This window comes from Salinispora sp. CH2A1_6 (genome assembly GCF_056820975.1).
Genome location: NZ_JBXEDG010000013.1, coordinates 317,436 through 341,136, shown reverse-complemented (window position 1 = coordinate 341,136; position 23,701 = coordinate 317,436). Strand labels below are relative to the sequence as shown.

Below are 23,701 nucleotides of genomic sequence, written 5' to 3'. Positions count from 1 at the left end.
CGCCCCGTTGACCCCCAACCCACGCTCGACAGACCTTACTCGGTGGGGACACCTGCAAGGTCGTGGTTGAGTTCGACGGAACGATAGCCAGACTGTGAAAGCTGCGTTCCTTGTACCGCTGGTTCCGGCGCTGCACTATCCGCGACCATTTGGCAGTTCGCGCCTCAGGAAGTCTCTGCGTTCGATGGTATGGTTCGCCGTCAGCAGAACACCGCGTCTTCCCTCTGTGAAACTGCTGGCCGCCAGGTCGCTGACGGTATCAACACCAACGGGAGGAACATGATGGATCGGAGCCTGAGGGCGGCGAGGTGGCGGTGCCGGGTCGCCCTCAATGTCAGTATTCTGACTGTCGCCACGCTGGGTATAGTCGTCCCCACTCGAATCGATATGGCGTATGCCGCAGCAGCCGATACCACCTCAACCACCCTTACTTCCGGGCTGACTCTTGAGGAGTTCGACCACATAAACGGCAACAACGAAAGCATTCCCATCCACGTTCTTGACGTGAACCTGAACGAACCCACCTTAGCGCCGAAGTACCTGTCAAGTACCTACGTTACCGAAACCGCCACATTGTCTACAATGGCCGACAACGCCGGAGTGGTTGCCGCGGTTAATGGAGACTTCTTCCAGCTGGGAAGGACCAACGCACCGAACGGCGTTGGGATCGCCGACGGCACCCTCCGGCATGGCCGATCAAAAGCCGCCGGATACAACAATGCTGCTGCCCTTTTCCCGAACGGCGCCGGCAATCGCGCGACCCTTTCGCAGATTTTCATGAACGCGACTATCACACTTCCCGGGGGAGTGACCCTGGCGGGAACCAATCTCAATTCCCCCCTCATCGCGAGCAACGGTATCGGCGTCTACAACGAGCTATGGGGTAGTGCCTCTCGAGTAGATTCGGTTGGCGCTGCCACCTCGGTCCGGGAGGTAGAAATCAGGGGCGGCGCGGTGACGCGAGTGAGCACCACGGCGGGTAGCACGGTGGCTGCCGATTCGACCGTGCTCCTGGGTATTGGCGACGGCGCCGATGATCTAGCGAGTCTGATCGTTGGAGACTCGGTCGGAGTGACTTATCAGCTGCAGGGTGCGGACGGTGCCAGCGTTGCTATCGGTGGCAAACACATCCTGCTGCAGGATGGTGTCGTGACCACGGAGTCCCTGGACCGTCGCCCTAGGACGGCGGTCGGGTTTTCCGCTGACGGCCTCCGGATGTGGATGGTGACGGCCGACCAAGGGGCGAGCAACACCGGGCTGAATCTTGTCGAGATGGGGCAACTACTCAAAGATCTCGGTGCGGATGACGCCCTCAATCTTGATGGCGGCGGCTCGACGGAGATGGTTGCCCGGATTCCTGGTGCTCAATCAGCCTCCGTGCTGAACGCTCCGTCGGACGGCACGGAGCGCCCCATCCCCAACGCGATCGGCTTTACGAGGTCCTGTTTGACCAATATCTATTCGCAAGCCAACCACAGGTACACCACGACGAATCTCAGTGTGCCGGACGCTCCGCTACAGTCCCGTGCAGCCAGTATCGGTTCGTGGGAGAAGTTCGAACTCGTGGAATTGGGCTCCGGCCTGTGGGCCATCCGATCGCTAGTCAATGGCAGATATGTGACTGCAAATCTCAGTGTGCCGGATGCCCCACTACAGGCCCGCGCCACCAGAATTGGCTCGTGGGAGAAGTTCACGCTTCAGAATGAGGAGGGCTACGTCGCAATCAAGGCTGTGGCTAACGGTGGATACGTAACTGCAAATCTCAGTTTGCCGGACGCTCCGCTACAGGCCCGTGCGGCCAGTATCAGGTCCTGGGAGAAGTTTGATATCAGTTTGTGTTGACTTCTTGTTGGCTACCACGGATCCGTTGCCCGGCAGCTGCGTGTGGACTCCGCAGGGCCGTTGCGTTCTCGCTCGACAGGTGGATGGGCCGTGAATGATCACTCTTCGAGGTTAAGCGGAGCTGAGGTGTCCGCGGTGGCGTCGGATGGTGGCGGTGCGGGTGCATAGTCGCGGGCCTTCGGGGCTTCGGAAGCCGTAGGCGTCGCGGGCGACGTTTTATGACCCGGATGGTTCCTTCGGAGCTGGCGTTGGTGATGCCGGTGGTGCGGAACGCGTGGATCTGTGGCCACCAGGTCTCGATCGTGGTGGCGAGCCGGTGCAGCTCGGGCAGGTCAGTTGCGGCGCAGCGGGCGTAGGAGCCGGTGGACCTGTGCCATCCGAACCAGACACTTCGGTGATCACCGAGAACCTTCGTCCCTGACCAAGATCGTGGGACTGATTGGCCATACCGCTGTTGCCTTGCGCCGTTTTCACCGACATTCTCGACTTCTACGAGAGAGGCGACGGCATGGCGTTCAAGCTGGTCCTGGGTCTAGGGTTGATCATTGTTGGGGCGGTGCTCAGACTGTTTTTCCCGAACACCACGTTGTTGTGGTTCCAAGGTGGACCGCTCGGGCTGGTGCTCATCCTGGTGGGTGTGATCGACGTGTTCCAAGCTCTCCGCCCTCGCCGCAGGTCGAAGCCCAAGGGGATTCTTGGTGAGCTCGCCGACGACCTGGGCATCAGCTCCCGGGGGCGTCGGCGCGAGGACCGACCGCACTGACGGGTCCAGCCTCAGCGCTGGAAGAGAGCACCGCCGGTGCGGCATCCGATGGTGCCGCGAACGGCAGGACCCGGGACGTCCACCGGCGCACCTGTCGACGGCCGCGCAACCGCACCACCATGACCGCCGCGCCACGCTGCTGGAGCAGCCGGGTTACGCGCTCACCCGGGCCTTTCTGCGTTCGCCACGCCCATCGGATCACGTGATCGGGGTCGGTCAGGACGGTCCGCAGCGGCGGCTCGACGTTGCCGTTCCACAGCACCTCACGCCGCCAACTGCGGGCCACGGTGCGGGCGATCACCTGCCGCATCACCAGCTGCCGGGGATGGTCCAGCCACACCACCAGATCGGCCTTGCCGCAGAGTTTGTCGCCGAGCTTGGCGGTGTACTGCCACTCGGTCACCCAGCGCGGCCCAGCGGCAAATCGACTCACCTCGGCGACGAAGCTCGGGCGCGGCACCCAGTGCTCACCGTGGTGCAATGCGTCGAGCTCCACCCGAGGGAGCTGCCATGCCTCGGCGAGCGACGTCGCCAGGCTCGTCTTGCCCGCCCCAGAGGTTCCCGCGACCAGGACCCGGCTCGGCCGCCAAAGTAGCGGATCACGCCAGCTCAGTAACGGCATGGCGGCATCCTACGGGGCCCGGCCAGGCCGCCCTCCGCCGTTGTCGGGCCGGGGCCGGACTCCGCCCGGCCCCAGCGGGTCACGTCCGCCGGCTCACGGACGCTGCTGGGGTGGCCGACGTCGGTGGGTGAGGTGGATGAGGGTGACTCCGGTGAGGATGAGCAGGGCGGCGGCACCCACGGCGCTAGACCCGTTGGGGCCGGTGATCGGCAGGTCCGGGTCGGTGGGGGGATCGGGCTCGGTGGGGGTGTCCGGGTCGGTGGGGGTGTCGATGGTGATGGTGGTGGCCTCGGACCGGCTGTTGGGGCAGGTGTTGGTGCTGGTGTAGTGGGCGGTGAGGGTGTGGGTGCCGGGTGGGAACCCGGTGGTGTGGGTGGCGGTGTTGGTGCCGCCCAGCGGCACGGTGGCGAGGTCGATGGTGTTGCTGCGGAAGGTGACGCTACCGGTGGGGGTGTCGGTGGTGCAGGTGACGGTGGCGGTGAGGGTGACGTCTTGGTCGGCCGTCGGGTTCCGGGGCGAGACTCGCAGGGCTGTGGTGGACGCTGGTCGCGGTGCGGCCAAGGCCAGGCTGTGGCCGCTGCCGGCGGTGATGGCGGTGATCGTGGCTGCCGTGGGCAGGCTGGCCGCGACGGGCGTCCGGCGAACGCTGGTGGTCCCGTCACCCAACTGGCCGACGATGTTGCTGCCCCAGGCGAGCACGGTATTGACAGAGGTGATCGCCAGGCCGAAGAGATCACCGGCGGCGACCGCGGTGATCGTGACGCCGGGGGGCAGGCTCACCGAGCCGGGCGTGTTCCGGTCCCTGGCGGTCCCATCACCCAACTGACCCCAGTTGTTGCTGCCCCAGGAGAGAACAGTGCCGACCGAGGTCAACGCCAGACTGTGGGTGAGGCCGCCGGCGACGGCGGTGACCGTGGTGCCCGGGGGCAGGCGGACGTGAACGGAAGCGTCGCGGTTGATATTGCTCCCGTCGCCCAACTGGCCAACGAAATTGTTGCCCCAGGCACGGGCGTTGCCCGCCGAGGTCACCGCCAGACTGTGCGAGCCACCACCGGCGATGGCGGTAACAATCGTGCCCACCGGCAACCCCACCACCACCGGCGTACTGCGGTTCGTCGTGCTCCCATCACCCAACTGACCGGAGGAATTGTCGCCCCAGGCGAAGACGGTGCCGGCCGAGGTCAACGCCAGACTGTGCATGCCACCGGCGGCGACCGCGGTGATCACCGTGCCGGGCGGGAAGCTCACCGCCACCGGCGTACTGCGGTTCGTCCTGGTCCCGTCACCCAACTGACCGGTCGAATTGTCACCCCAAGCGAAGACGGTGCCGGCCGAGGTCAACGCCAGACTGTGGGTGAAGCCGGCGGCGACGGCGGTGACCGTGGTGCCCGGCGGCAGGGAAACGTCAACGGGAGTGCGGCGGTTGATGGTGCTCCCGTCACCCAACTGACCAACGCGGTTTCTGCCCCACGCGAGAACGGTGCCGGCCGACGTCAACGCCAGACTGTGCCCATCACCGGCGGCGACCGCGGCCAGCTCAACGCCGGTTGGCAGGCCCACGGGGATGGGTGTGGTGCGGTAGTTGTTGGTGGTCCCGTCGCCCAACTGGCCGTAGTAGTTGTCGCCCCAGGCGAGGACGGCATCCGACGCGACAGTGGTCGGTGATGGCGTGTGCTGCGCTACCGACGTGTGCTGCGCGATCGCGGACGACACGCCGCCCACCTGGACGGCCGTCACCGCCACTGCGAGGCAGAACCACCCGGCGATCACCCGCGCCGCCCGGCGCGCTCCGACACCACGGCCCGGCCGCTGACCGACTCCCCGCATCGTCAATACCCTCCTGCAGCGGCCACGGCACCGACTCGTCACCGCAGGTGACGCGAGGCCGGTTGACGTCGGCCGGTGAGGCGAATCAGGGCAGCACCGGCCAGGATGAACAGGGCGGCGGTGCCGACGGTGGTGGGTAGGTTCGGGCCGGTGATCGGCAGACCAGAATCGTCAGGTAGTGGGGCGACGGTGACGCTGACGGGCGCGGATCGGCTGTCCGGACAGGTGTTGGAGCTGACATATACGGCGGTGAGGCTGTGTGCGCCCGACGCCAGCGTCGTGGTGTGGCTGGCGGTGGCCGCGGAGGTCAGGGACGTAGTGGCCAGCATGGTGGTGTTGTCGCGGAACGTGACCGTTCCGGTGGGCGTGTCGCCGGTGCAGGTGACCGTCGCGGTGAGCGTGACGTCCTGACCCGCCTCCGGACTCGACGGCGTGACCCGCAACATGACGCGGGACGTCGACGGCGCGACCAAGGCAACGCTGTGAACGGCGCCGGCGGCGACAGTGGTGACAGTGGCGCCGGCGGGCAGGCTGACGGGCACCGGTGTGGCGCGGTCGGTACTGGTCCCGTCGCCTAATTGACCAAAGGAATTGTCGCCCCAGGCAATTGTGGCGCCGCCGGAGGTAACCGCCAGACCGTGGGCGTCGCCTCCGGCGAGGGCGGTAGCCGTGGTACCCCCAGGCAAACTGACAGCCACCGGCGTACTGCGATTGGTCGTCGTCCCATCCCCCAATTGACCCGACGAATTGCTACCCCAGGCAAGGACATCACCCGCGGACGTCAACGCCAGGCTGAAGGCGATACCAGCGGCGACCGCCGTAGCCGTGGTACCGACAGCCACCGGCGTACTGCGATTGGAGGTCGTCCCATCCCCCAATTGACCCGACGAATTGCTACCCCAGGCAAGGACATCACCCGCGGACGTCAACGCCAGACTGTGGGCGTCGCCTCCGGCGACCGTGGTCACCGTGACACCCGAAGGCAGGCTGACATTCACCGGCGTACGGCTGGGAGTGGTGGTCCCGTCGCCCAACTGACCGACGGCGTTGGCACCCCAGGCGAGAACGGTGCCCGCGGACGTAACCGCCAAGCTGTGGGTGGCCCCTGCGGCGACTGCGGTAGCCGTGACACCCGTCGGCAGACTGACGACCACCGGCGTAGGGCTGTCGATGGTGGTCCCATCACCCAACTGACCGATTGTGTTGTCGCCCCAGGCGAGGATAGTGCCCGCGGACGTCAACGCCAGACTGAAGGCAGCACCAGCGGCGACCGCGGTCACCGTGACACCCGAAGGCAAACTGACCGCCACCGGCGTACTGCGATTGGTCGTCGTCCCATCACCCAACTGGCCCGACGAATTGCCGCCCCAGGCAAGGACAGTGCCAGCAGAGGTCACCGCCAGGTTGTGGGCGGCACCAGCGGCGACCGCGGTCACCGTGACACCCGCCGGCAAACTGACCGCCACCGGCATGCTGCTGTCAGCAGTAGTCCCATCACCCAACTGACCGGAATCGTTGTCACCCCAGGAAAGGGCGGTGTCCGCCGCGGCAGCCGACGGGGACGGCCTGCTCTGTGCGGCCGCGGGCGACACGCCAACCGCCTGGGTGACCGTCACGGCCACCGCGAGGGCGAGGCACACCCCGGCGGCCATTCTTGCCCAGTCCGCCTGGGCAGCACGGCCTGCCCGCCGACGAAATCCTCGCACCGCTCAACACCTCCGAGCGCACAAAATCCGCAAATAGGACGAAAGCTATGTTTACCGCCCTACTGCTGGAATGGCGAGGAGAAACGCCCTCGAAGGCTCAGACGCGTACCAGGATCCGGTCGTCAACCACGTCGAAGGCGGTGTCGATCCCCGCCTCGGCCGTAATCTCCGTCAGATAGTCGCAGACCGTGCGCCCCTCCGGCGTGTCCGCCCGGTACGGCACCGGCTCGTGCTCCTCGTTGATGAACACGGGTACGAGGCTGACCCGGTCGATTCGACCCCCGGTGATATGCAGCCGGACGATCATCGAGTTCCGGCCCTCCTCCCGCAGATCCCGGCCGGCGGCGAGTTCGTGGTGGATCCGGTCCGCCTTCTCTAACCACTCCTTGCTGAACGACCGCCACCAACGCTCGTTGATCTCAAAGGCGAAGTTGCCCAGGCTGTAGAAGATGACCTTGCCTCGGTAGACCTCGACCGGCTTCAGCATGTGCGGATGGTGCCCGATCACGGCGTCGGCGCCGGCGTCGATCGCCGCGTGAGCCACCGTCGGCTGGTATTCCGCGAGCCGTGAGCGCTGGAAGTGCAGGCCCCAGTGGAGTGACACGACCAGCACCTCCACCTGGTCACGCAGCTTTTCGATGTCCGCGACGAACGCCGCCAGGTCGGATTCGTCCGGCTGGGTCTTGATCAAGGGTGGGCCGCCGGGCTGGTCATACTCGAACGGTTCGTAGTGGGTCATCGCCCGCATCGGCGACACGCCGTGCTTGTCCGGCCCGGCGTAGTAGCCCTCCGGAGCGACCGAACAGTAGGCCAGGAACCCGACCCGCGTACCGTCGCGTTCGATGATCCCGGGCCGGCGCGCCTCGTCGATATTCGCCCCCGCACCCACCACGGTAACGCCGTTGCGGCGACACCGCTCGATGCAGTCGAGCAGCGCGTCAGCTCCCCAGTCGCCGGTGTGGTTGCTCGCCATCGAGATCACGTTGTAGCCCGCGTGCGGTATCGCTGCGAGGTTCTCCACGTCGTGCGGGACGCCGCCGCGTGGGCCGGACGAACCCAGCGACCCCTGGTCGGAGTAGGCGGTCTCCAGTTGGCCGAAGGTGATATCGGCCTCGACCAGATGGTCTCGCACGTGACGGAACATGTCGTGCGGACGGTCCCGGAGAATGAGCAGGTCACCGGTGGCGGCGACGACAATCTCCGGAATCTCCTGGTTCGTGCCCACGAATGGACGCTAACACTGTCGGTAACCGTCCGGCCGCTCGATCGCGGTGTCTGGGCGGCGGGGAGCCCCAGCCGGCCTCCGGTTCCACCGCCCCACCCCGGTGCCGGCAATCCCGGCCACGCGCGCTGCACCGATCCCACCCCGGCGCCGCGCTGCCCGGACTAGCCTCGGGACGGAGGCCGGGGGCGACTCCCGCGGAGGTGATGCCGACATGGCCGCAGCCAACGACGCGCCGGTGCTCGTCGGGGTCGGCTCGGAACGGGACCTGCCGCTGGTCGAGCTCGCCGCGCGGGAAGCGGCCGCGTTCGCGCATCCCCTACAGCTGATCCACACCTTCGACTGGGGGGCAGCCTTCGCGGCGGAGTCGGTCGTCGGCACGCACGACGAGGCCGCGGAACTCCTCGATCGTGCCGTCAAGGTCGCCCGGACGGTCGAGGAGACGCTGCCGGTAGGTCACGAGATCGCCGAGGGCTCCCGGGTGCAGCCGCTGATCCGCAGGTCAGAGACGGCCTTCCTGGTCGCCGTTGGCGACAGCGGCATGAGTACCCGACAGCTCGGCTGTTCCCTCCCCGCCGACACGCCGGCGGTGCAGCTCGTCACCCAGGCCGGCTGCCCGGTGCTGGTGACCCGCCGCGAACCGCCGACAAAGGGGCCGGTGCTGGTCGGAGTGGACGGCTCGGTCAGCTCCCGGCAGGCTCTGAAGTGGGCGTTCGACTGCGCTGCCCGGCGGGCCGGCCGCCTGGTCGCCGTCCGGGTGGTGGAGCGCGGCCACGACGACGCACCGGCGATCCTCGCCGACGCGGTGGCCGAGGTCGGCGGCCCAGAACCGGGCGTGCCGGTGGAATGCCACACCGTCCGGGGCGCTCCGGGCGATGTCCTGGTCGAGCAGTCCCGGTCCGCCCAGCTGGTGGTGATAGCGGCCCGCGGCCAACAGCCCGGCCGAGGAATGATCGGCTCGGCCTGTCAGGCCATGCTCTACCACTCGCCCACGCCCACGGTGGTGGTGCGAGGACTCGCCCCGGCAGACAGTCCGTGAGGCCCGGGACCAACGCCTCTTAACCCGGCGGTAGCCGTCGGCGAGGCTAAGCACAACGCCCCGGATGCGCCACACCCGACCGAGAGGCTCAGGTAACCATGAACATCGCAACCGCCCAGCACAGCCCACTGACCGAAGACGAACTGCGTCGACTGGACGCGTACTGGCGGGCGGCGAACTACCTCACGGTCGGGCAGATCTACCTCCGGAGCAACCCGCTGCTGCGTGAGCCGCTCACCGTGGAACACATCAAGCCACGGCTCCTCGGGCACTGGGGCACCAGCCCCGGCCTGAACCTGCTCTACGCGCACCTCAACCGGGTCATCGTCGCCCGTGACCTGAACGCCATCTACATCACCGGTCCCGGCCACGGCGGTCCCGCGCTCGTGGCGAACACCTGGCTGGAGGGCACCTGGAGCGAGCTCTACCACGGCACCTGCCAGGACGAGGCCGGTATGGCCCAGCTCTTCTGCCAGTTCTCCTTCCCCGGCGGCATTCCCAGCCACGTCGCCGCGGAGGTGCCGGGATCGATTCACGAGGGGGGTGAGCTCGGGTACGCGCTCAGCCACGCCTACGGTGCCGCGTTCGACAATCCGGACCTGCTGGTCGCGTGCGTGATCGGCGACGGTGAGGCGGAGACCGGGCCGTTGGCCGGTAGCTGGCTGTCGAACGTGTTCCTGAACCCGGCCCGCGACGGCGCGGTGCTGCCCATCCTGCACCTCAACGGCTACAAGATCGCCAACCCGACGGTGTTGGACCGGCTCCCCGAGTCCGACCTGCTGGATCTGATGCGCGGGTACGGTCACGAGCCGTACCTGGTGGCCGGGGACGATCCGGCCACGGTGCACCAGGCGCTCGCCGCGACCATGGATCGGGCGCTGGACGAGATCGCCGCCATCCAACGACAAGCCCGCTCCGGTGGCCGGGTCGAGCGCCCGCGCTGGCCGATGATCGTGCTCCGTACACCGAAGGGCTGGACCGGCCCGCGCGAGGTCGACGACAACCGGGTGGAGGGCACCCACCGCGCCCACCAGGTTCCGCTGCCGCAGGTGCGCCAGAACCCGCAGCACCTGGCCGAGTTGGAGCGTTGGCTGCGCAGCTACCGCCCGGAGGAGCTCTTCGACGCGACCGGGGCGCCGGTGGCCGAGCTGTTGGCGCTGCCGCCGAAGGGCGACCGCCGGATGAGCGCCAACCCGGTCGCCAACGGCGGGCAGGTGCTGCGTGATCTGGTCCTGCCCGACTTCCGCGACTACGCGGTCGACGTGCCACGCCCCGGTACGGCGGTCACCAGCGCCACCGGCACCCTCGGCAGCTGGATCCGCGATGTCATCTCCGCGAACCCGGAGACGTTCCGGCTCTTCGGCCCGGACGAGGTGGCCTCCAACCGGCTCGGCGCCGCCTTCGAGGTCACCGACCGGGCCTGGGTGGCGGCCACCGTACCCGGGGATGAGCACCTCGCCCCCGACGGTCGGGTCATGGAGGTGCTCTCCGAGCACCTCTGCCAGGGCTGGCTGGAGGGGTACCTGCTGACCGGCCGGCACGGCCTCTTCACCAGCTACGAGGCGTTCATCCACATCGTTGACTCGATGGTCAATCAGCACGCCAAGTGGCTGAAGGTGACCCGGGGCATCCCCTGGCGGCAGCCGGTGGCCTCGCTGAACTACCTGCTCTCCAGCCACGTCTGGCGGCAGGACCACAACGGCTTCTCGCACCAGGATCCGGGCTTCATCGACCACGTCGTGAACAAGAAGGCCGAGGTGGTCCGGGTCTACCTGCCACCGGACGGGAACACCCTGCTCTCCACGATGAGCCACTGCCTACGCAGCCGGCACTACATCAACGTGGTCGTCGCGGGGAAGCAACCCACACCGAGCTGGCTGTCGATGGAGGAGGCGGTCCTGCACTGCCGGCGCGGGATCGGCATCTGGGACTGGGCCAGCAACGACGTTGGTACGGAGCCGGACGTGGTGCTCGCCTGCGCCGGGGACGTCCCGACGCTGGAAACCCTCGCGGCGGTCGACCTGTTACACCAGCACCTGCCCGAGCTGAAGGTCCGGGTGGTCAACGTGGTGGACCTGATGCGGCTGCAACCGTCGAGCGAGCACCCGCACGGGCTGCCGGACTCGGAGTTCGACACCATCTTCACCACCGACAAGCCGATCATCTTCGCGTACCACGGCTACCCGTGGCTCATCCACCGCCTGACCTACCGGCGGACCAACCACTCCAACCTGCACGTTCGCGGCTACAAGGAGGAGGGCACCACCACCACTCCGTTCGACATGGTGATGCTCAACGACCTGGACCGGTTCCACCTGGTCATCGACGTGATCGACCGGGTACCCGGGCTCGGCGCGCGGGCGGCGCACCTGCGACAGGAGATGGTGGACGCCCGCCAGTCGTGCCGGGACTACACCCGCAAGCACGGCGCCGACGACCCGCGGGTGGCGCAGTGGCGGTGGGTCCGCGAGACGAACGCCGGCCTGGGCGAGTATCAGTGAACGGAGCCGAGATCCTGGTCGGCTACGACGGCTCGCCGGACGCGGCCCGGGCCCAGGAGTGGGCCCGGGCCGAGGCCGCCCGGAGCGGGCGGTCGGTGCACCTCGCGTACGTCTTCGAGTGGCTCACCATGGCCGGGTGGACCGGCCCTGGTGGGGGGCCCAGCATCTGGCCCGACGACACCGCGCGGCGGCAGGCGGAGAAGCTGGTCCGGCAGGCCGCGGCGGATGCGACCCGCCCGGAGCTGACCGTCACCGGTGAGCTGTACGAGGGGCCGCCCGCGCTGGTGCTCCAGGAGCTCTCGGCGCGGGCCGGCCTGCTGGTAGTCGGTTCGCGCGGGCTCGGCGGCTTCGCCGGCCTGCTGGTCGGCTCGACGGCGGGATCGGTGGCCGCGCACGCCCACTGCCCGGTGGTGGTGGTCCGCGGGGATGCCGACCGCCGGGGGCAGACCGGGCACGTCGTGGCCGGGGTGGACGGCTCGGAGCCGTCGCTGCTCGCCCTGGGCTTCGCCGTCGAGCAGGCCGCCGCCCGGAAGGTAACGCTGCACGTGCTGCGCGCATGGCGTCCGTCGCCAGGTCCGCGTCCGCCGTCCGCCCCGGATGCCCAGACGGTCCGCGCCGAGTTGGAGGAGGCACTGGCCCGGTGGCGGCGAGCGTTCCCGGATCTGCAGATCACGGTGGAGGTGGCCAAGGGCAATCCGACCGAGCTGCTCGTGACGGCCAGCCGCAACGCCCAGCTGGTCGTGGTCGGCAGCCGAGGCCGCGGTGGTCTGGCCGGGATGCTGCTCGGCTCGGTGAGCCAACAACTGCTGCACCACGCGCACTCCCCGGTCGCCGTGGTCCGCGAACGCTGAGACTGGTCACCGTCACGCTGAGGCTGGTCACCGCCGGCGGAGGCTGGTCAGGGTGCCCGGGCCGAGCAGGGCGCGCAACGCGTTGAGGATCACCAGCACGTCGATGCCCTCCTGAAGGAAGGCGCCGGCCACCGGCGGCAGCCGTCCGAGGGCGGCGACGAACATGGCCAGCACGGCGAGCCCCATGCCCACCGTGGCGCTCTGCACGGCGATGCGGCGCGCGTAGCGGGCGATCTCCACGGCGTCGGCCAGGCGCTCCAGCCGGTCAACGGTGAGCACCGCGTCGGCGACATCCGCCGACGCGGTGGCCCCGGTGGCGCCCATCGCCACGCCGACATCCGCGGTGGCCAGGGCGGGGGCGTCGTTCACCCCGTCCCCCACCATCACCGTGACCGCCTGGTCCACCTCGGCACGGACCCGGTCCGCCTTCTCGGCCGGTGTGCAGCGGGCGAGGACGTCATCCACCCCGACCTCTCGGGCCACCCGGCTGGCGATGGCCGGCCGGTCACCGGTGACCATGACGATCCGGCGTAGCCCCGCCGCCCGCAGCCGGCCGACGGTACGCGACGCATCGGACCGGACCGGGTCCGCCAGCAGGATCACGCCGAGCGGCCCCTGCGCCCCGCCGACCCACACCAGCGAGTGCCCGGCCTCCTCGGCGCGCTCCCGGGCCGAGGCCGCCCACTGTGGCGGTGTGCTGTCGAGCTGCCCCACCCATAGGTCACGGCCCTCCACCCGCCCGCGTACGCCCCGGCCTGGGTCCTCGGTGACCCCCTCCGGCTCGGCGAGGCCGAGCTCTCGCTCCCGCGCCCCCTCCACCAGGGCGGTGGCCAGCACATGTGGGGAGAGCTGCTCCACGGAGGCGGCGAGGCGCAGCACCTCGTCGGCCGTCGTCCCCGGCGCCGGGACCGCCTCGGCCACCTGGGGCCGGCCGGCGGTCAGGGTTCCGGTCTTGTCCACCAGCAGGGTGCGGGCCCGGCCGAGCAGTTCGAGGGAGCCGCCGTCGCGGACCAGGACCCCCCGCCGGGCGGTACGGGACAGGCCGGAGACGATGGCGATCGGGGTGGCCAGCAGCAGTGGGCAGGGCGTGGCCACCACCAGGACCGCCACCGCCCGGACCAGGTCGCCGGAGACCAGCCAGCCCAGCCCGGCGAGCAGCAGGGTGAACGGAACGAAGGCGACGGCGTACCGGTCGGCCAGCCGGACCGTCGGCGCCTTCTGCGCGGTGGCCTCCCGGGCCAGCCGCACGATCCCGGCGTACGTGCTGGAGGCCGCGTCCGCGGTCGCCCGCAGCCCGAAGGCGGCACCGGCGTTCACCACGCCGCTGCCCACCCGGTTCCCTGAGGCACGTTGGACCAGCCGCGACTCTCCCGTCACCACCGACTCGTCGAGCGTGGCCGCCGCCGCGAGCTGCCCGTCCACCGGCACCACGTCGCCAGGGCCGACCAGCAGTTCGTCACCGGCGACAACCTGGTCGGCCGGGACCACCTCGATCGTCCCGTCCGGGGCGCGTCGGCGCGCGGTACGCGGCGCGTGCGCGAGCAGCGCGCGGAGGTCACGGGTCGCCCGGCCCTGGGCGTACGCCTCCAGCGTCCGGCCGGTGGCCACCATCACCGCGATCACCGCCCCGGCCAGGTACTCCGCCACGACGAGCGCGCCCGCCAGCGCGAGGACGGCGATGATGTCAACGCCGTACCGCCGGTGCCAGAGCTCGCGCAGCATCGACCCCGCGGCCGGCACCAGCGTGGCCACCGTGGCGGCGGCCCAGAGCAGTTCAGCGAGGCCGGGCCGGCCGGCGAGCCGCGCCGCCACGCCAGCGAGCACCAGCACGGTCAGCCCGACCAGCGGCGCCCAGAGCAGCCGGCCGCCCGGCCCGGACCGCGCCGGTTGCTCGGGCACACACTCCGGCTCCGCCGCCATCCCCGAAATCGTCCCAGTGGGTCGGCCGGGTGGGCGGTGCATCACCGAACCCACACCGGGTCAAATTCGATCCAGCGGGTCACCGCGGTGGGCACTCGTCACCGACCCACACCGGGTCAAGTGCCGTTCCGGCGGGCCACCGAGGTGCCCAGTGCATCACCCGGGTCGAATGGTCCGGCGGCGACGGGACCTGCGCCCCGTGTGCTCGGCGGGCGAATGTCGCAGGATGGATCGGCAACGGCACCCGGGTGCGCTCCGGGTGCGGCACGATGTGTTTCGAGGGAAGGGTCGAGAGCATGAGCCAGACGGACCACGCGCTGACCACCGCGCTCGCGCAGGCCGCCGCGACCGCCGGTCGCGCCCCCTCGGTGCACAACACCCAACCGTGGCGGTGGCGGGTCCGGCCCGACGCGCTGGAGCTGCGGGTGGTCCGCGACCGGCAGCTCACCGCCACCGACCCGGAGGGGCGGCTGCTCGTCCTAAGCTGCGGTGCGGCGCTGCACCACGCCCGGGTCGCGCTGGCCGCCGAGGGGTGGCGGGCGGTGGTGGAGCGGATCCCCGACCCGGATGCGGTGGAGCGGACCCCCGACCCGGCTGATCCGGACCTGCTGGCCCGGCTCACCGGCCTGACCCGGGTGGGGACGGACCCCGAGGCGATGCACCTGGTGCAGTGCATGCGCATCCGGCACACCGACCGCCGACCGGTCGGTGACGAACCGATCACCGACTCGGCCCTCACCGAGATCACTGAGGCGGCCACCGCCGAAGGGGTCCGGCTGGAGCAACTCGACCGGGACCAGGTGTTGCAGCTGGCGACCGCCGCGTCTCAGGCCGACACCGTGGAGTCGGAGGACCCCCGGCTGCGCGCGGAGCTGGCCTACTGGACCAGCCGGGCCGACAACGTCGGTCTGCCGCCGGCGGTGTTGCCGGAGTCACCTCCACAGACCACCGTGCCCGGCCGGGACTTCGGCCGGGCCGGCACGCTGCCGGTGGGGCCCGGTCATGACCAGGAAGCCGCGTACGCGCTGCTCTACGGCGACGAGGACGAGCCCAGCACCTGGTTGCGGGCCGGTGAGGCACTGTCGGCGGGTTGGCTCACGGCGACCCGGCTGGGCGTCTCGGTGGTGCCGCTGAGCGGAGTGATCGAGGTGCCGGGCACCCGCGCGGAGCTGCGCGGGGTGCTGGCCGGTATGGGACATCCGTATCTCGTGCTGCGCCTGGGCCGCGCGGATCCGACGCAGGCCGGGCCGCCGCACACGCCGCGGCTCGCGGTGGAGCAGGTGGTGGACACCTCAGCGGTCGACGGAACCTGACGGGCGTGTCACGTCCCTGATCGGCGGCGTTAGCATCAGCCGGGTGACGCCCAGTCCCGAACACGAACCGCACGCCACCCCTTCGCTTGGGCTGACCCCGTTGTCCCGGGTCCACCTGGACGAGCTGCTGCAGGAGATGCTGGAGCGGGTCAGCCAGGTGGTCACCAGCCGGGAACGGCTACGGGCCCTACTCGACGCGGTGGTCGGCATCAGCACCGACCTCGACCTGCGTAGCACGCTGCAACGCATCGTCGAGGCGGCCTGCGAGCTGGCCGGAGCCCGCTACGGCGCACTCGGCGTCCTCGGCCGGGACCGGGCGTTGCACGACTTCGTCATCCACGGGATCGATGACGAGCAGCGCGCCAAGATCGGTGAGCTGCCACACGGTCGGGGCGTCCTCGGCCTGTTGATCGACGATCCGCGCCCGGTGCGGATGCCCGACATCACCCAGCACCCCGCCTCCTACGGTTTCCCGCCGCACCACCCACCGATGCGCAGCTTCCTCGGGGTCCCGGTGCGGATCCGGGACCAGGTCTTCGGCAACCTCTACCTGGCCGAGAAGCGGGAGGCGGCCGAGTTCACCGAGGACGACGAGGAGATCGTGGTGGCGCTGGCCGCCGCGGCTGGGGTGGCGATCGAGAACGCCCGCCTCTACGAGCTGGCGCACCGGCGGGAGCGGTGGCTGGCCGCCGCCGCCGAGATCACCACGCTACTGCTCGGCGAGGTCCGCCGTAACGACGCGTTGTCGCTGGTGGCGCGGCGTGCCCGGGAGGTCGCCGAGGCGGAGCTGGCGCTGGTGCTGCTCTACGACCCCGGCGCCGACACCTTCACCGTGGACGTGGTTGACGGTGCGGGGGAGCAGGCCGCTGCCCTGGTCGGCACCGTCCTACCCGCCGCCGACACCAGTTTCGGTGCCGCCGTCATCCATGGCCGGCACGACCGGGTGGCGGACCTCGCCCACGCCGCGCCCTGGCCGGCGCTGTTGGACACCGGGCCGGCGGTGCTCTCCCCACTGGCGACCGCGGACACCCTGCACGGCGTGCTGGTGGTGGCGTACAGCGCTGATCACGATGAGACGAGCGAGGACGACCTGGCGCTGCTCGGCAGCTTCGCCGCGCAGGCCGCGCTGGCCATGGAGCGGGCCCGGGGCCAGGAGGAGCGGGAACTGCTGGTGGTCCTGGAGGACCGCGAGCGGATCGCCCGGGACCTGCACGACGTGGTGATTCAGCGGTTGTTCGCCACCGGCCTGCAGTTGCAGAGCGCGGTGCCGATGAGCACCCGCCCCGAGCTCGCCAACCGGATCAACGCGGCGGTGGACGACCTGGACGCCACGATCAAGGACATCCGTCGCACCATCTTCGAGCTGCGCACACCGATGACCGCGCAGCTGCGCTCGGAGATCCGCGAGGCGGTCGAGGACGCTGCCGAATCGCTGGGTTTCCGACCCGCGTTGGAGCTGGCCGGCCCGATCGACAGCGCCGTCTCGGACGCGCTGCGTCCCGATCTCACGGCCGTGCTGCGGGAGGCGCTGTCGAACGCGGTACGCCATGCCCGGGCCCAGCGCGTCGCGGTCACCGTCCGGGTGGCGGCCGGTCAGGTTTCGGTGACCGTCACCGACGACGGGCTCGGCTGCGATCCGGCCGCCGCCCGGGGCGGGCTGGTCAACCTGCGCGAACGTGCCGAGCGCCACGGCGGGGTCTTTGAGGTGCGGCCGGAGCACCCGCACGGCACCCGGCTGCACTGGTCCGTGCCGCTGGACAGCTGAGCCGCCAGCGGCACCGGATCAACCCCGCCGAGTCAGTTGGTCTTGCCCAGCAGACGGGTGGCGAGTACGGCTGCCTGCGTCCGCCGCTCCAGGCCGAGCTTCGCCAGCATGCTGGAGACGTAGTTCTTCACGGTCTTCTCGGCGAGGAACATCTTGCCGGCGATCTCGCGGTTGGTGAGCCCCTCGGCCACGTACTCCAGGATCCGCCGTTCCTGCTCGGTCAGGGACTTCAGCTCCCGGGGCTGCTCGACGCCGCTGCGGATCCGCTCCAGCACCCGGGTGGTGATCGCGGGGTCGAGCAGCGACTGCCCGGCGGCCACCCGCCGGACCGCGTCCACCAGATCGGTCCCGCGGATCTGCTTGAGCACGTAGCCGGCCGCACCGGCCATGATCGCCGCGAAGAGCGCCTCGTCGTCCTCGTACGAGGTGAGAATCAAGCCCTTGATCGACGAGTCCAGGGCCCGGATGTCCCGACACACGTCGATGCCGTTGCCGTCGGGCAGCCGCGCGTCAAGGATCGCCACGTCGGGCCGGAGCGCGGGGATGCGACGGGCCGCCTCCTGCGCCAGGCCGGACTCGCCGACGACCTCGATGTCGCCGCTGGCCGTGAGGAGGTCGGCGAGGCCACGGCGGACGACTTCATGGTCATCGAGTAGGTACACGCGGATCATCCCTTGTTTCTACCCTGCCGGCGGCTCTTCTGCAGGGGTCGAAGGTCCCGACCCACCCCGGCCGGGACACCTGCCCGGTGTTTCCCACTCAGTAGGAACCAGCAAGCGCGACAATGCGGACAGCGGGGCCGGAAACGCGAGCACCGGAAACCCCCGAGCCGGGGCAGGACGGTCGGTCCCGCAGAGAAGGGACATCCGGCCCTGGGCTCCCGGGCCTCGCCTGGGAGACGGTGGACGAAGCAGCAGACGTGGCGCGCCAACGGAGGGGAGCGACACCATGGACACTCACTACACCGTAGCGCAGCTACGTGCCGCCGCGGCCGACGCCATCCGTGCCCCATCCCTGCACAACACGCAGCCGTGGCGGTTCCGCCTGCGCGACGGCGGAATCGAGGTGCTGGCCGACCCGTCCCGACGGCTGCCCGCCACCGACCCGAACGGCTGGGGGATCCGCATCGCCGCCGGGGCGGCGCTGTTCAACCTCCGGCTCGCCCTGGCCGTCGCGGAGACACCGGCGGCCGTACGGCTGCGTCCGTACCCGGCCGAGCCCGACGTGGTGGCCCGGCTGGTCCCGGACGTGCCGCGCCGCTGCACCCCGATCGAGCAGGCCCTCCACGCGGCGATCCCCCGCCGGTTCAGCAACCGCGCCCCCTTCCAGCCCGACCCGGTGCCCACCGATGCCCGGTGGCGGCTCACCGAGGCGGCCCGGGCCGAGGAGTGCTGGCTGGAGCTTCTGGTCGGTACGAGCGCGGTGAACGCGTTCGCTGAGATCGCCCGGGGCGCCCACCGGGTGCTGGAGCGCAACCCGGCATACCGCGCCGAGCAGGAGAAGTGGGTCCACCACGACGAGGCCCCCGACGGGGTGCCCGCGACCGCCAGCGGCCCGCCGTTCGAGCCGCAGGACCTGCTGCCGGCGCGCGCCTTCGGCGGCCGGGAACGCGCCCCCGGCCGTGACTTCGAGCCGGAACCCCTCGTCGCGGTGCTCGGCGGCCCCGGCAACACCGCCGTCGACCAGGTCATCGCCGGCCAGGCCCTACAACGCACGCTGCTCACCGCCACGGACGCCGGGCTCTCCGTGTCGATGCTGTCCCAACCCATCGAGGTACCAACCGCCCGGGAGCAGCTTCGGCTATCGCTGGGCCGCTTTGGCACCCCACAGATGGTGATGCGGATCGGGTACGGCCAGCCCGGCTGGCCCACCCCCCGCCGTCAGGTCGACGAGGTGCTCGACCTGACCGTCCCCCAGCTCTGACCGTCCAGCCGCTCTGACCGGCTGGCCGCTCTGACCGGCTGGCCGCCCGAGCCCGCCGGCCGACCCGCGGTGCGCGGTCAGCGTCCGGCCGACAGCAGCGCCGCCTCCCGGGCCGGGTCCAGGCCCACCGGGGCGCGTTGTGGACGGCCCGCGCGAGGCGGCACCACGCCAACCGCCCGCAGCCAGGACCAGGTGTCGGCCACGGTGTCGGTCACCGGGCGGCACACCAGCCCGGCGGCGTACGCGGCCCGCACGTCGCGCTCCTGCATCCAGCGGTAGGGATGACCGGCCGGAATCCAGATCGGCAAATCGTTCCAGGGCACCACGCCCGCTGCCAGAATCCGCTCCGGTTCGATCCAGCGCAGCCGGGCATCAGCCTCCGTCACCGCCACACAGGCGGCGAGCAACTCCCCCATCGTCGCGTGCCCGGTACGGCTGACCACGTTGAACGTCCCGCCGGGCACCTTCGGGTCGAGCAGGAACGCCGCCAGGTCGCGGACGTCAACGTACTGCAGGGCGAGGTCGGCCGGGCCGGGCGCCAGCACGGCACCGCCGCGGGCGGTCCGCCGCAGCCACCACGGCAACCGACCGATGTCCTCACCCGGCCCGAGGATCAGGCCGGCCCGGGCGATCAGCGCCCGCTCGCCGTAGACCTCCCGGACGGCCCGCTCGGCGCCGGCCTTGTTGGGCGCGTAGTCGCCCTCGACAGCGTCGGGCGCGGCGTCGACGACCGGAGCGTCCTCCGCCGACCCCAACGCCACCGGCTCGGCGTAGACCGACCCACTGGAGACGTAGCCGTAGCGTCCGACCTGCCCGGCCAGCGCCAGTGCCGAATCCCTGGCGGCCCGCGGTGCCCCATCCCAGGTGTCGACGACCAGATCCCACTCCTGGCCGGCGAGCGCGGCCAGCCCGCCCGGTGCGGTCCGGTCACCCCGGAGCCGCCGCACGCCGGCCGGCGTCGTCCCGTGGCGGCCCCGGTTGAACACCGTCACCTCCCACCCCCGGCGCAGCCCCGCACCGACCACCGCCCCGCCGACAAATCCCGTACCACCCAACACCAGCAATCTCATGCCTCCACCGTGCTGGCCCGCGCAGGCTGCGCCTACCGAGTTCTGCCGTCAGCAGTTCTGCTGACGGCAGAAGCGGTCCCGGGCACGGACCGCGCGTCCGGCGCGGCCCGTGCCCGGCGCGGCGGACCGCGAGCTCAGCTGGCGTGGACGCCAACCTCCTTCAGCGAATAGCCCCAGTCGGTTCCGCGCTCCTGACCCTGGACGCGGACGTAGCGAACCGACGTCGGGTCGAAGAACGCCGTATCCAGACCACCATCGCCATCCGATATGGAGGCCACGGTCTGCCAGGAGTTGCCGTCGGCGCTCACCTCGATCCGGTACGCCTTGGCGTACTCGCCGGCCCACTCCAGGGTGACCCGTCGGACCTGCTGCGCCGAGCCGAGATCCAGCCGCAGCCACTGGTCGTCACTCCACCAGCTCGCCCAGCGGGTCGTCGGGTCGCCGTCCACGGCGCGACGGGGGGCGAAGGTGGTGAACGGATACCACGCGGTCGAGCTGGCCGAGGCGGACGACCCGGCGGCGAGGTTGACACCGGGCGCGTGGCCCTCCGTGGCGCCCCACGTGCCGAGGTACGACTCGGCGCCGCGCAGCAGGTCGTCCACCACCTCCTGACCGCCCAGGACCCGAATCTCCTCCACCCAGTCCGGCACCAGTCCGTAGTGGGCGGCACCGTCAGCATTGATGTCCCAGGTCCGGTCACCGGTGGTCTGCCGGTCCATGACGGCACCGCCGTGCGCGGACTGGTACGGGTACTGGACCGGGTTCGAGGTGTCCACACCCCGGGGGCCGGGCCAGCTGCCGAAGCCGTTCATGTCGGTACCGAAGCCGTACCCGACGTCGTAGCTGTCGCGCAGCTCCTTCGTCCGGTCTGCGTCCCTGATGAACCGCTCGGCACCGTGCATGTACTGCGTGATGAACCCACCGAGTCGGTAGACCCGCTCGCTCCAGAGCAGGTCCATCCAGCTGTGCGACGAGACCACACCGGGGTACGACACGGACTCGAAGATGTCCAGGGCCCGGCCGGTGGCCTTGACGCTCATGTGGTCGATCTCCACCATCATGTTGCGGTCCATCAGGCCCCGCAGCGCGTACTCGCCGAGGTTGGTCAGCCCGCGGACGTTGCACCGCGCGTCGGACGAGTACGACGGCATCTCGACGTCGGACGGGAGCAGATCCCCCAGCCCGGGCAGGTCCACGGAGGCGATGGGGTTGTCCTGCTGCGGCCCCCGGCACTCCTCCGTCATCCAGAAGGTCCCGGTCGACAGGAACTGCCCGGCGTTGACCGCGATCCCGGTGGTCCCGGTGTCGAATCGGACGCCGCAGAGCGCGTTGTCGAACTTGTGGCACAGGAACACACTGCGTACGCCGAGGTCGTGCAGCTCGTCGAGCCCGCGATCGATGTCCTCCTCGTCGCACTGGGCGATGTCCAGGATCTGTTTACACCCGAACGGCTCGGATGTCTCGACCCCCAGGACGACGGCGAGCTTGCCCTGCGCGATGACCTCACGGGCCTGGTCGCTGTCGGTGACGACGCGGAACCATCCCTGCCCCGCACCGCCGTACATCTGGTCGATGTAGTCCTGCATCTCGTAGGTCTTGGCGGCCTGGAGCCGAATCGAGGTCATCTCGTCGCAGCTTCGGTCCTTGAAGAAGTAGACCGAGCAGATGACCCCGTTGGTGACCAGGTGGTTGACCATGACCCGCTGGCCACCACGCCAGGCCCGCTCGATCCAGGCGTAGTAGTTCTGCTGGTGGGTCTGCGAGTCGTGGGCCGGCCAGTCCGCGAACGTCGGCCAGCCGTCGGGGTCGTGCTGGCCGTCACCACCGTTGGTGAGGAAGTCGAACAGGGCCAGGGAGCCGTCGGGGTAGTGCTCCGGGCAGTCCTTGAGCGCGTCGGCAATGCCCCCGTCGGAGAAGGGCTTGCCGCAGAGGAGCCGCCCACCGAAGGCCTCGTTGGACATGACGTGGTTGTGCGCGTCCACGAAACCGCGCACCTGACCCTCGGCGTCGGTGCCGGTGAACGGCGCTCCGGTGACCCCGATCGCGGAGTCGGGCGCCGGCCGGTCGGTCGGCGTCCACCAGTCGGACTCCTCCGCCGCACTGGGCGCCGCCGTGCTGAGCAGCAGCGCGGTCACGGCGAGCAGGACGGTCGCCACCACCGATCGCCGACGGACCGCCCGGCTCCCCACCGCAGATCGCCGACGGGTCGCTCGGCTCACCATCAGAGTATCGCCGTGGAGCTGAGCACCGGACTGGGCGAGGGATAGCACGACGTTGGGACGTCGATGACGAGCAAGAAGACCGGCACTCGCGCGGTGAAGGTGAGGCCAGGATCATCGTAGCTACTGCCCGCGATCATCGTCTCGACGGTCGTGCCGGCGGCACCGGCGGTCATGGTCAGCGTCAGCATGGGTGGGGTGAAGGTGTTCCCGCCGTCGATCGGTCCGGGGATCGTCACGACGACCCTGCCGTTGGCGACGTGCACGGTGGGCGGTGCGCTTCCCAACCCGGAACCGCCGGAGATCTGCTGTCCGGTCAGGGTCGCGTTCGCCGGAACAGGCACCGACAGTTGGAGGTCCTTGATCTGCTGCACCGTGAACCCGCCTACGGAGCTGGGGACGGTGATCGGGGTGGGGGCGAGTTCGACGGTGAAGGAGGCACCGGCGGCGACCGAGGCAGGGGCGACCGCGTCGATGCCGGCGGCCAGGTCGAAGGTCTGTGGCGAGCCGACGGGCGGCCGAGCCTCACAGGCGAAGTTGACGTCGGTGTCGGCAGCCGCCACGGGTGACACGTGGAGCACGGCGAGGGTCAGGCCAACGCCGACCGCTACCAGTGGCCGCAGCCGTCGGGACAGGACAGGCATCGTTCCTCCAAAGCAGATGTCGGATCGGTGTGGGCAACACCGGCCAGCCGATGGCTTTCCCGAAGGGTGGTTGTCGAGGTGGGGCGGAGCTGTCGATGGCGGTGGGCCGTAGCAGGCAGGCCTCCCGGAGCTGCCCAGCCGGGTGTCCGCGAGATTACGGATATCCGCCGGGCGAGTCGGCGCCGAACGACGGACTGTTTCGACCTTGATAAGCATCGATTAAAGACCGAGGCGGCCCGACGTGGCGATCAGCACGACAGAAAGGCCGAACGACCGCCGCATCCAGGTAGATCGCCGGGATAAGCCCGATACGTCCCTTGAAGCAGGTCAGGAATAATAAACAGCCATCTATGGATGGACAACCTGTTCCAGTGTCACGAGTGGGCGATACTGGGTTTGAACCAGTGACCTCTTCCGTGTCAAGGAAGCGCGCTCCCACTGCGCCAATCGCCCTTGCCACCACAACCCAGGACC

General features: G+C 70.0%; 17 protein-coding genes, 1 tRNA gene and 1 pseudogene. 8 read left to right on the top strand and 11 right to left on the bottom strand.

Going from position 1 to position 23,701, the window contains the following annotated elements:
* Positions 1-189 precede the first annotated feature (189 nt).
* Positions 190-1,842: a phosphodiester glycosidase family protein gene (locus AC1UKG_RS19505; protein WP_482642976.1), complete on the top strand. Its 1,653-nt coding sequence runs from the start codon at positions 190-192 to the stop codon at positions 1,840-1,842.
* A gap of 111 nt (positions 1,843-1,953) precedes the next feature.
* On the opposite strand, the pseudogene AC1UKG_RS19500 reads toward AC1UKG_RS19505, so the two are convergent.
* Positions 1,954-2,197: pseudogene (locus AC1UKG_RS19500) on the bottom strand (transposase); the annotation flags it as partial.
* 153 nt (positions 2,198-2,350) lie between these two features.
* On the opposite strand from AC1UKG_RS19500, the gene AC1UKG_RS19495 reads away from it, so the two are divergent.
* Positions 2,351-2,605 carry a hypothetical protein gene (locus AC1UKG_RS19495; protein WP_029124296.1) on the top strand — a complete coding sequence of 85 codons (255 nt, stop codon included), beginning with the start codon at positions 2,351-2,353 and terminating at the stop codon, positions 2,603-2,605.
* On the opposite strand, the gene AC1UKG_RS19490 is transcribed toward AC1UKG_RS19495, so the two are convergent.
* The 4 genes from AC1UKG_RS19490 to AC1UKG_RS19475 all read right to left on the bottom strand — a co-directional run bounded on the left by AC1UKG_RS19490 (position 2,565) and on the right by AC1UKG_RS19475 (position 7,985).
* A complete protein-coding gene (locus AC1UKG_RS19490) occupies positions 2,565-3,227 on the bottom strand; it encodes a P-loop NTPase family protein (protein WP_482642977.1) in 663 nt (220 codons plus the stop codon). The two genes, AC1UKG_RS19495 and AC1UKG_RS19490, sit on opposite strands and share 41 nt — an antisense overlap.
* A 93-nt stretch (positions 3,228-3,320) precedes the next feature.
* The gene (locus tag AC1UKG_RS19485) at positions 3,321-5,054 is read right to left on the bottom strand and encodes an RCC1 domain-containing protein (RefSeq protein ID WP_482642978.1); all 1,734 of its coding nucleotides are present in this window, start codon (positions 5,052-5,054) and stop codon (positions 3,321-3,323) included.
* Positions 5,055-5,092: 38 nt separating this feature from the next.
* Positions 5,093-6,760, bottom strand: a complete 1,668-nt coding sequence (locus AC1UKG_RS19480) for an RCC1 domain-containing protein (protein WP_482642979.1) — start codon at positions 6,758-6,760, stop codon at positions 5,093-5,095.
* Positions 6,761-6,857: 97 nt separating this feature from the next.
* Positions 6,858-7,985: a CapA family protein gene (locus tag AC1UKG_RS19475; RefSeq protein ID WP_019871410.1), complete on the bottom strand. Its 1,128-nt coding sequence runs from the start codon at positions 7,983-7,985 to the stop codon at positions 6,858-6,860.
* Positions 7,986-8,196: 211 nt separating this feature from the next.
* Between AC1UKG_RS19475 and AC1UKG_RS19470 the strand changes: the two genes are divergently transcribed.
* The 3 genes from AC1UKG_RS19470 (at position 8,197) to AC1UKG_RS19460 (ending at position 12,373) form a co-directional block, all read left to right on the top strand.
* Positions 8,197-9,021: a universal stress protein gene (locus AC1UKG_RS19470; RefSeq protein ID WP_482642980.1), complete on the top strand. Its 825-nt coding sequence runs from the start codon at positions 8,197-8,199 to the stop codon at positions 9,019-9,021.
* Between the two features lie 98 nt (positions 9,022-9,119).
* Complete coding sequence (locus AC1UKG_RS19465; protein WP_482642981.1) at positions 9,120-11,522, top strand: phosphoketolase family protein; 2,403 nt, start codon at positions 9,120-9,122, stop codon at positions 11,520-11,522.
* A complete protein-coding gene (locus AC1UKG_RS19460) occupies positions 11,519-12,373 on the top strand; it encodes a universal stress protein (protein ID WP_482643217.1) in 855 nt (284 codons plus the stop codon). Before AC1UKG_RS19465 ends, AC1UKG_RS19460 begins: the two co-directional genes overlap by 4 nt.
* 27 nt (positions 12,374-12,400) lie before the next feature.
* Here the strand turns inward: AC1UKG_RS19460 and AC1UKG_RS19455 are convergent, their stop codons facing one another.
* Entirely contained in the window at positions 12,401-14,293 is a 1,893-nt protein-coding gene (locus tag AC1UKG_RS19455) for a heavy metal translocating P-type ATPase (protein WP_482642982.1), read from the bottom strand.
* 296 nt (positions 14,294-14,589) lie between these two features.
* On the opposite strand from AC1UKG_RS19455, the gene AC1UKG_RS19450 reads away from it, so the two are divergent.
* Positions 14,590-15,606 carry an Acg family FMN-binding oxidoreductase gene (locus AC1UKG_RS19450; RefSeq protein WP_033663839.1) on the top strand — a complete coding sequence of 339 codons (1,017 nt, stop codon included), beginning with the start codon at positions 14,590-14,592 and terminating at the stop codon, positions 15,604-15,606.
* Between the two features lie 43 nt (positions 15,607-15,649).
* Positions 15,650-17,371 carry a GAF domain-containing sensor histidine kinase gene (locus tag AC1UKG_RS19445; protein ID WP_018743348.1) on the top strand — a complete coding sequence of 574 codons (1,722 nt, stop codon included), beginning with the start codon at positions 15,650-15,652 and terminating at the stop codon, positions 17,369-17,371.
* A gap of 32 nt (positions 17,372-17,403) precedes the next feature.
* Here the strand turns inward: AC1UKG_RS19445 and AC1UKG_RS19440 are convergent, their stop codons facing one another.
* Positions 17,404-18,042 carry a response regulator gene (locus AC1UKG_RS19440; protein ID WP_018733529.1) on the bottom strand — a complete coding sequence of 213 codons (639 nt, stop codon included), beginning with the start codon at positions 18,040-18,042 and terminating at the stop codon, positions 17,404-17,406.
* 277 nt (positions 18,043-18,319) lie between these two features.
* On the opposite strand from AC1UKG_RS19440, the gene AC1UKG_RS19435 reads away from it, so the two are divergent.
* Positions 18,320-19,294: an Acg family FMN-binding oxidoreductase gene (locus AC1UKG_RS19435; RefSeq protein WP_482642983.1), complete on the top strand. Its 975-nt coding sequence runs from the start codon at positions 18,320-18,322 to the stop codon at positions 19,292-19,294.
* 77 nt (positions 19,295-19,371) lie between these two features.
* Here the strand turns inward: AC1UKG_RS19435 and AC1UKG_RS19430 are convergent, their stop codons facing one another.
* The 4 genes from AC1UKG_RS19430 to AC1UKG_RS19415 form a co-directional block, all read right to left on the bottom strand.
* Positions 19,372-20,364 carry an NAD-dependent epimerase/dehydratase family protein gene (locus AC1UKG_RS19430; protein ID WP_482642984.1) on the bottom strand — a complete coding sequence of 331 codons (993 nt, stop codon included), beginning with the start codon at positions 20,362-20,364 and terminating at the stop codon, positions 19,372-19,374.
* A gap of 134 nt (positions 20,365-20,498) precedes the next feature.
* The gene (locus tag AC1UKG_RS19425; RefSeq protein WP_482642995.1) at positions 20,499-22,523 is read right to left on the bottom strand and encodes a discoidin domain-containing protein; all 2,025 of its coding nucleotides are present in this window, start codon (positions 22,521-22,523) and stop codon (positions 20,499-20,501) included.
* Between the two features lie 62 nt (positions 22,524-22,585).
* Positions 22,586-23,227, bottom strand: coding sequence for a hypothetical protein (locus AC1UKG_RS19420; RefSeq protein ID WP_018813761.1), 642 nt, complete (start codon positions 23,225-23,227; stop codon positions 22,586-22,588).
* 381 nt (positions 23,228-23,608) lie between these two features.
* Positions 23,609-23,680 (bottom strand) — tRNA-Val (locus tag AC1UKG_RS19415).
* Between the last annotated feature and the right edge of the window lie 21 nt (positions 23,681-23,701).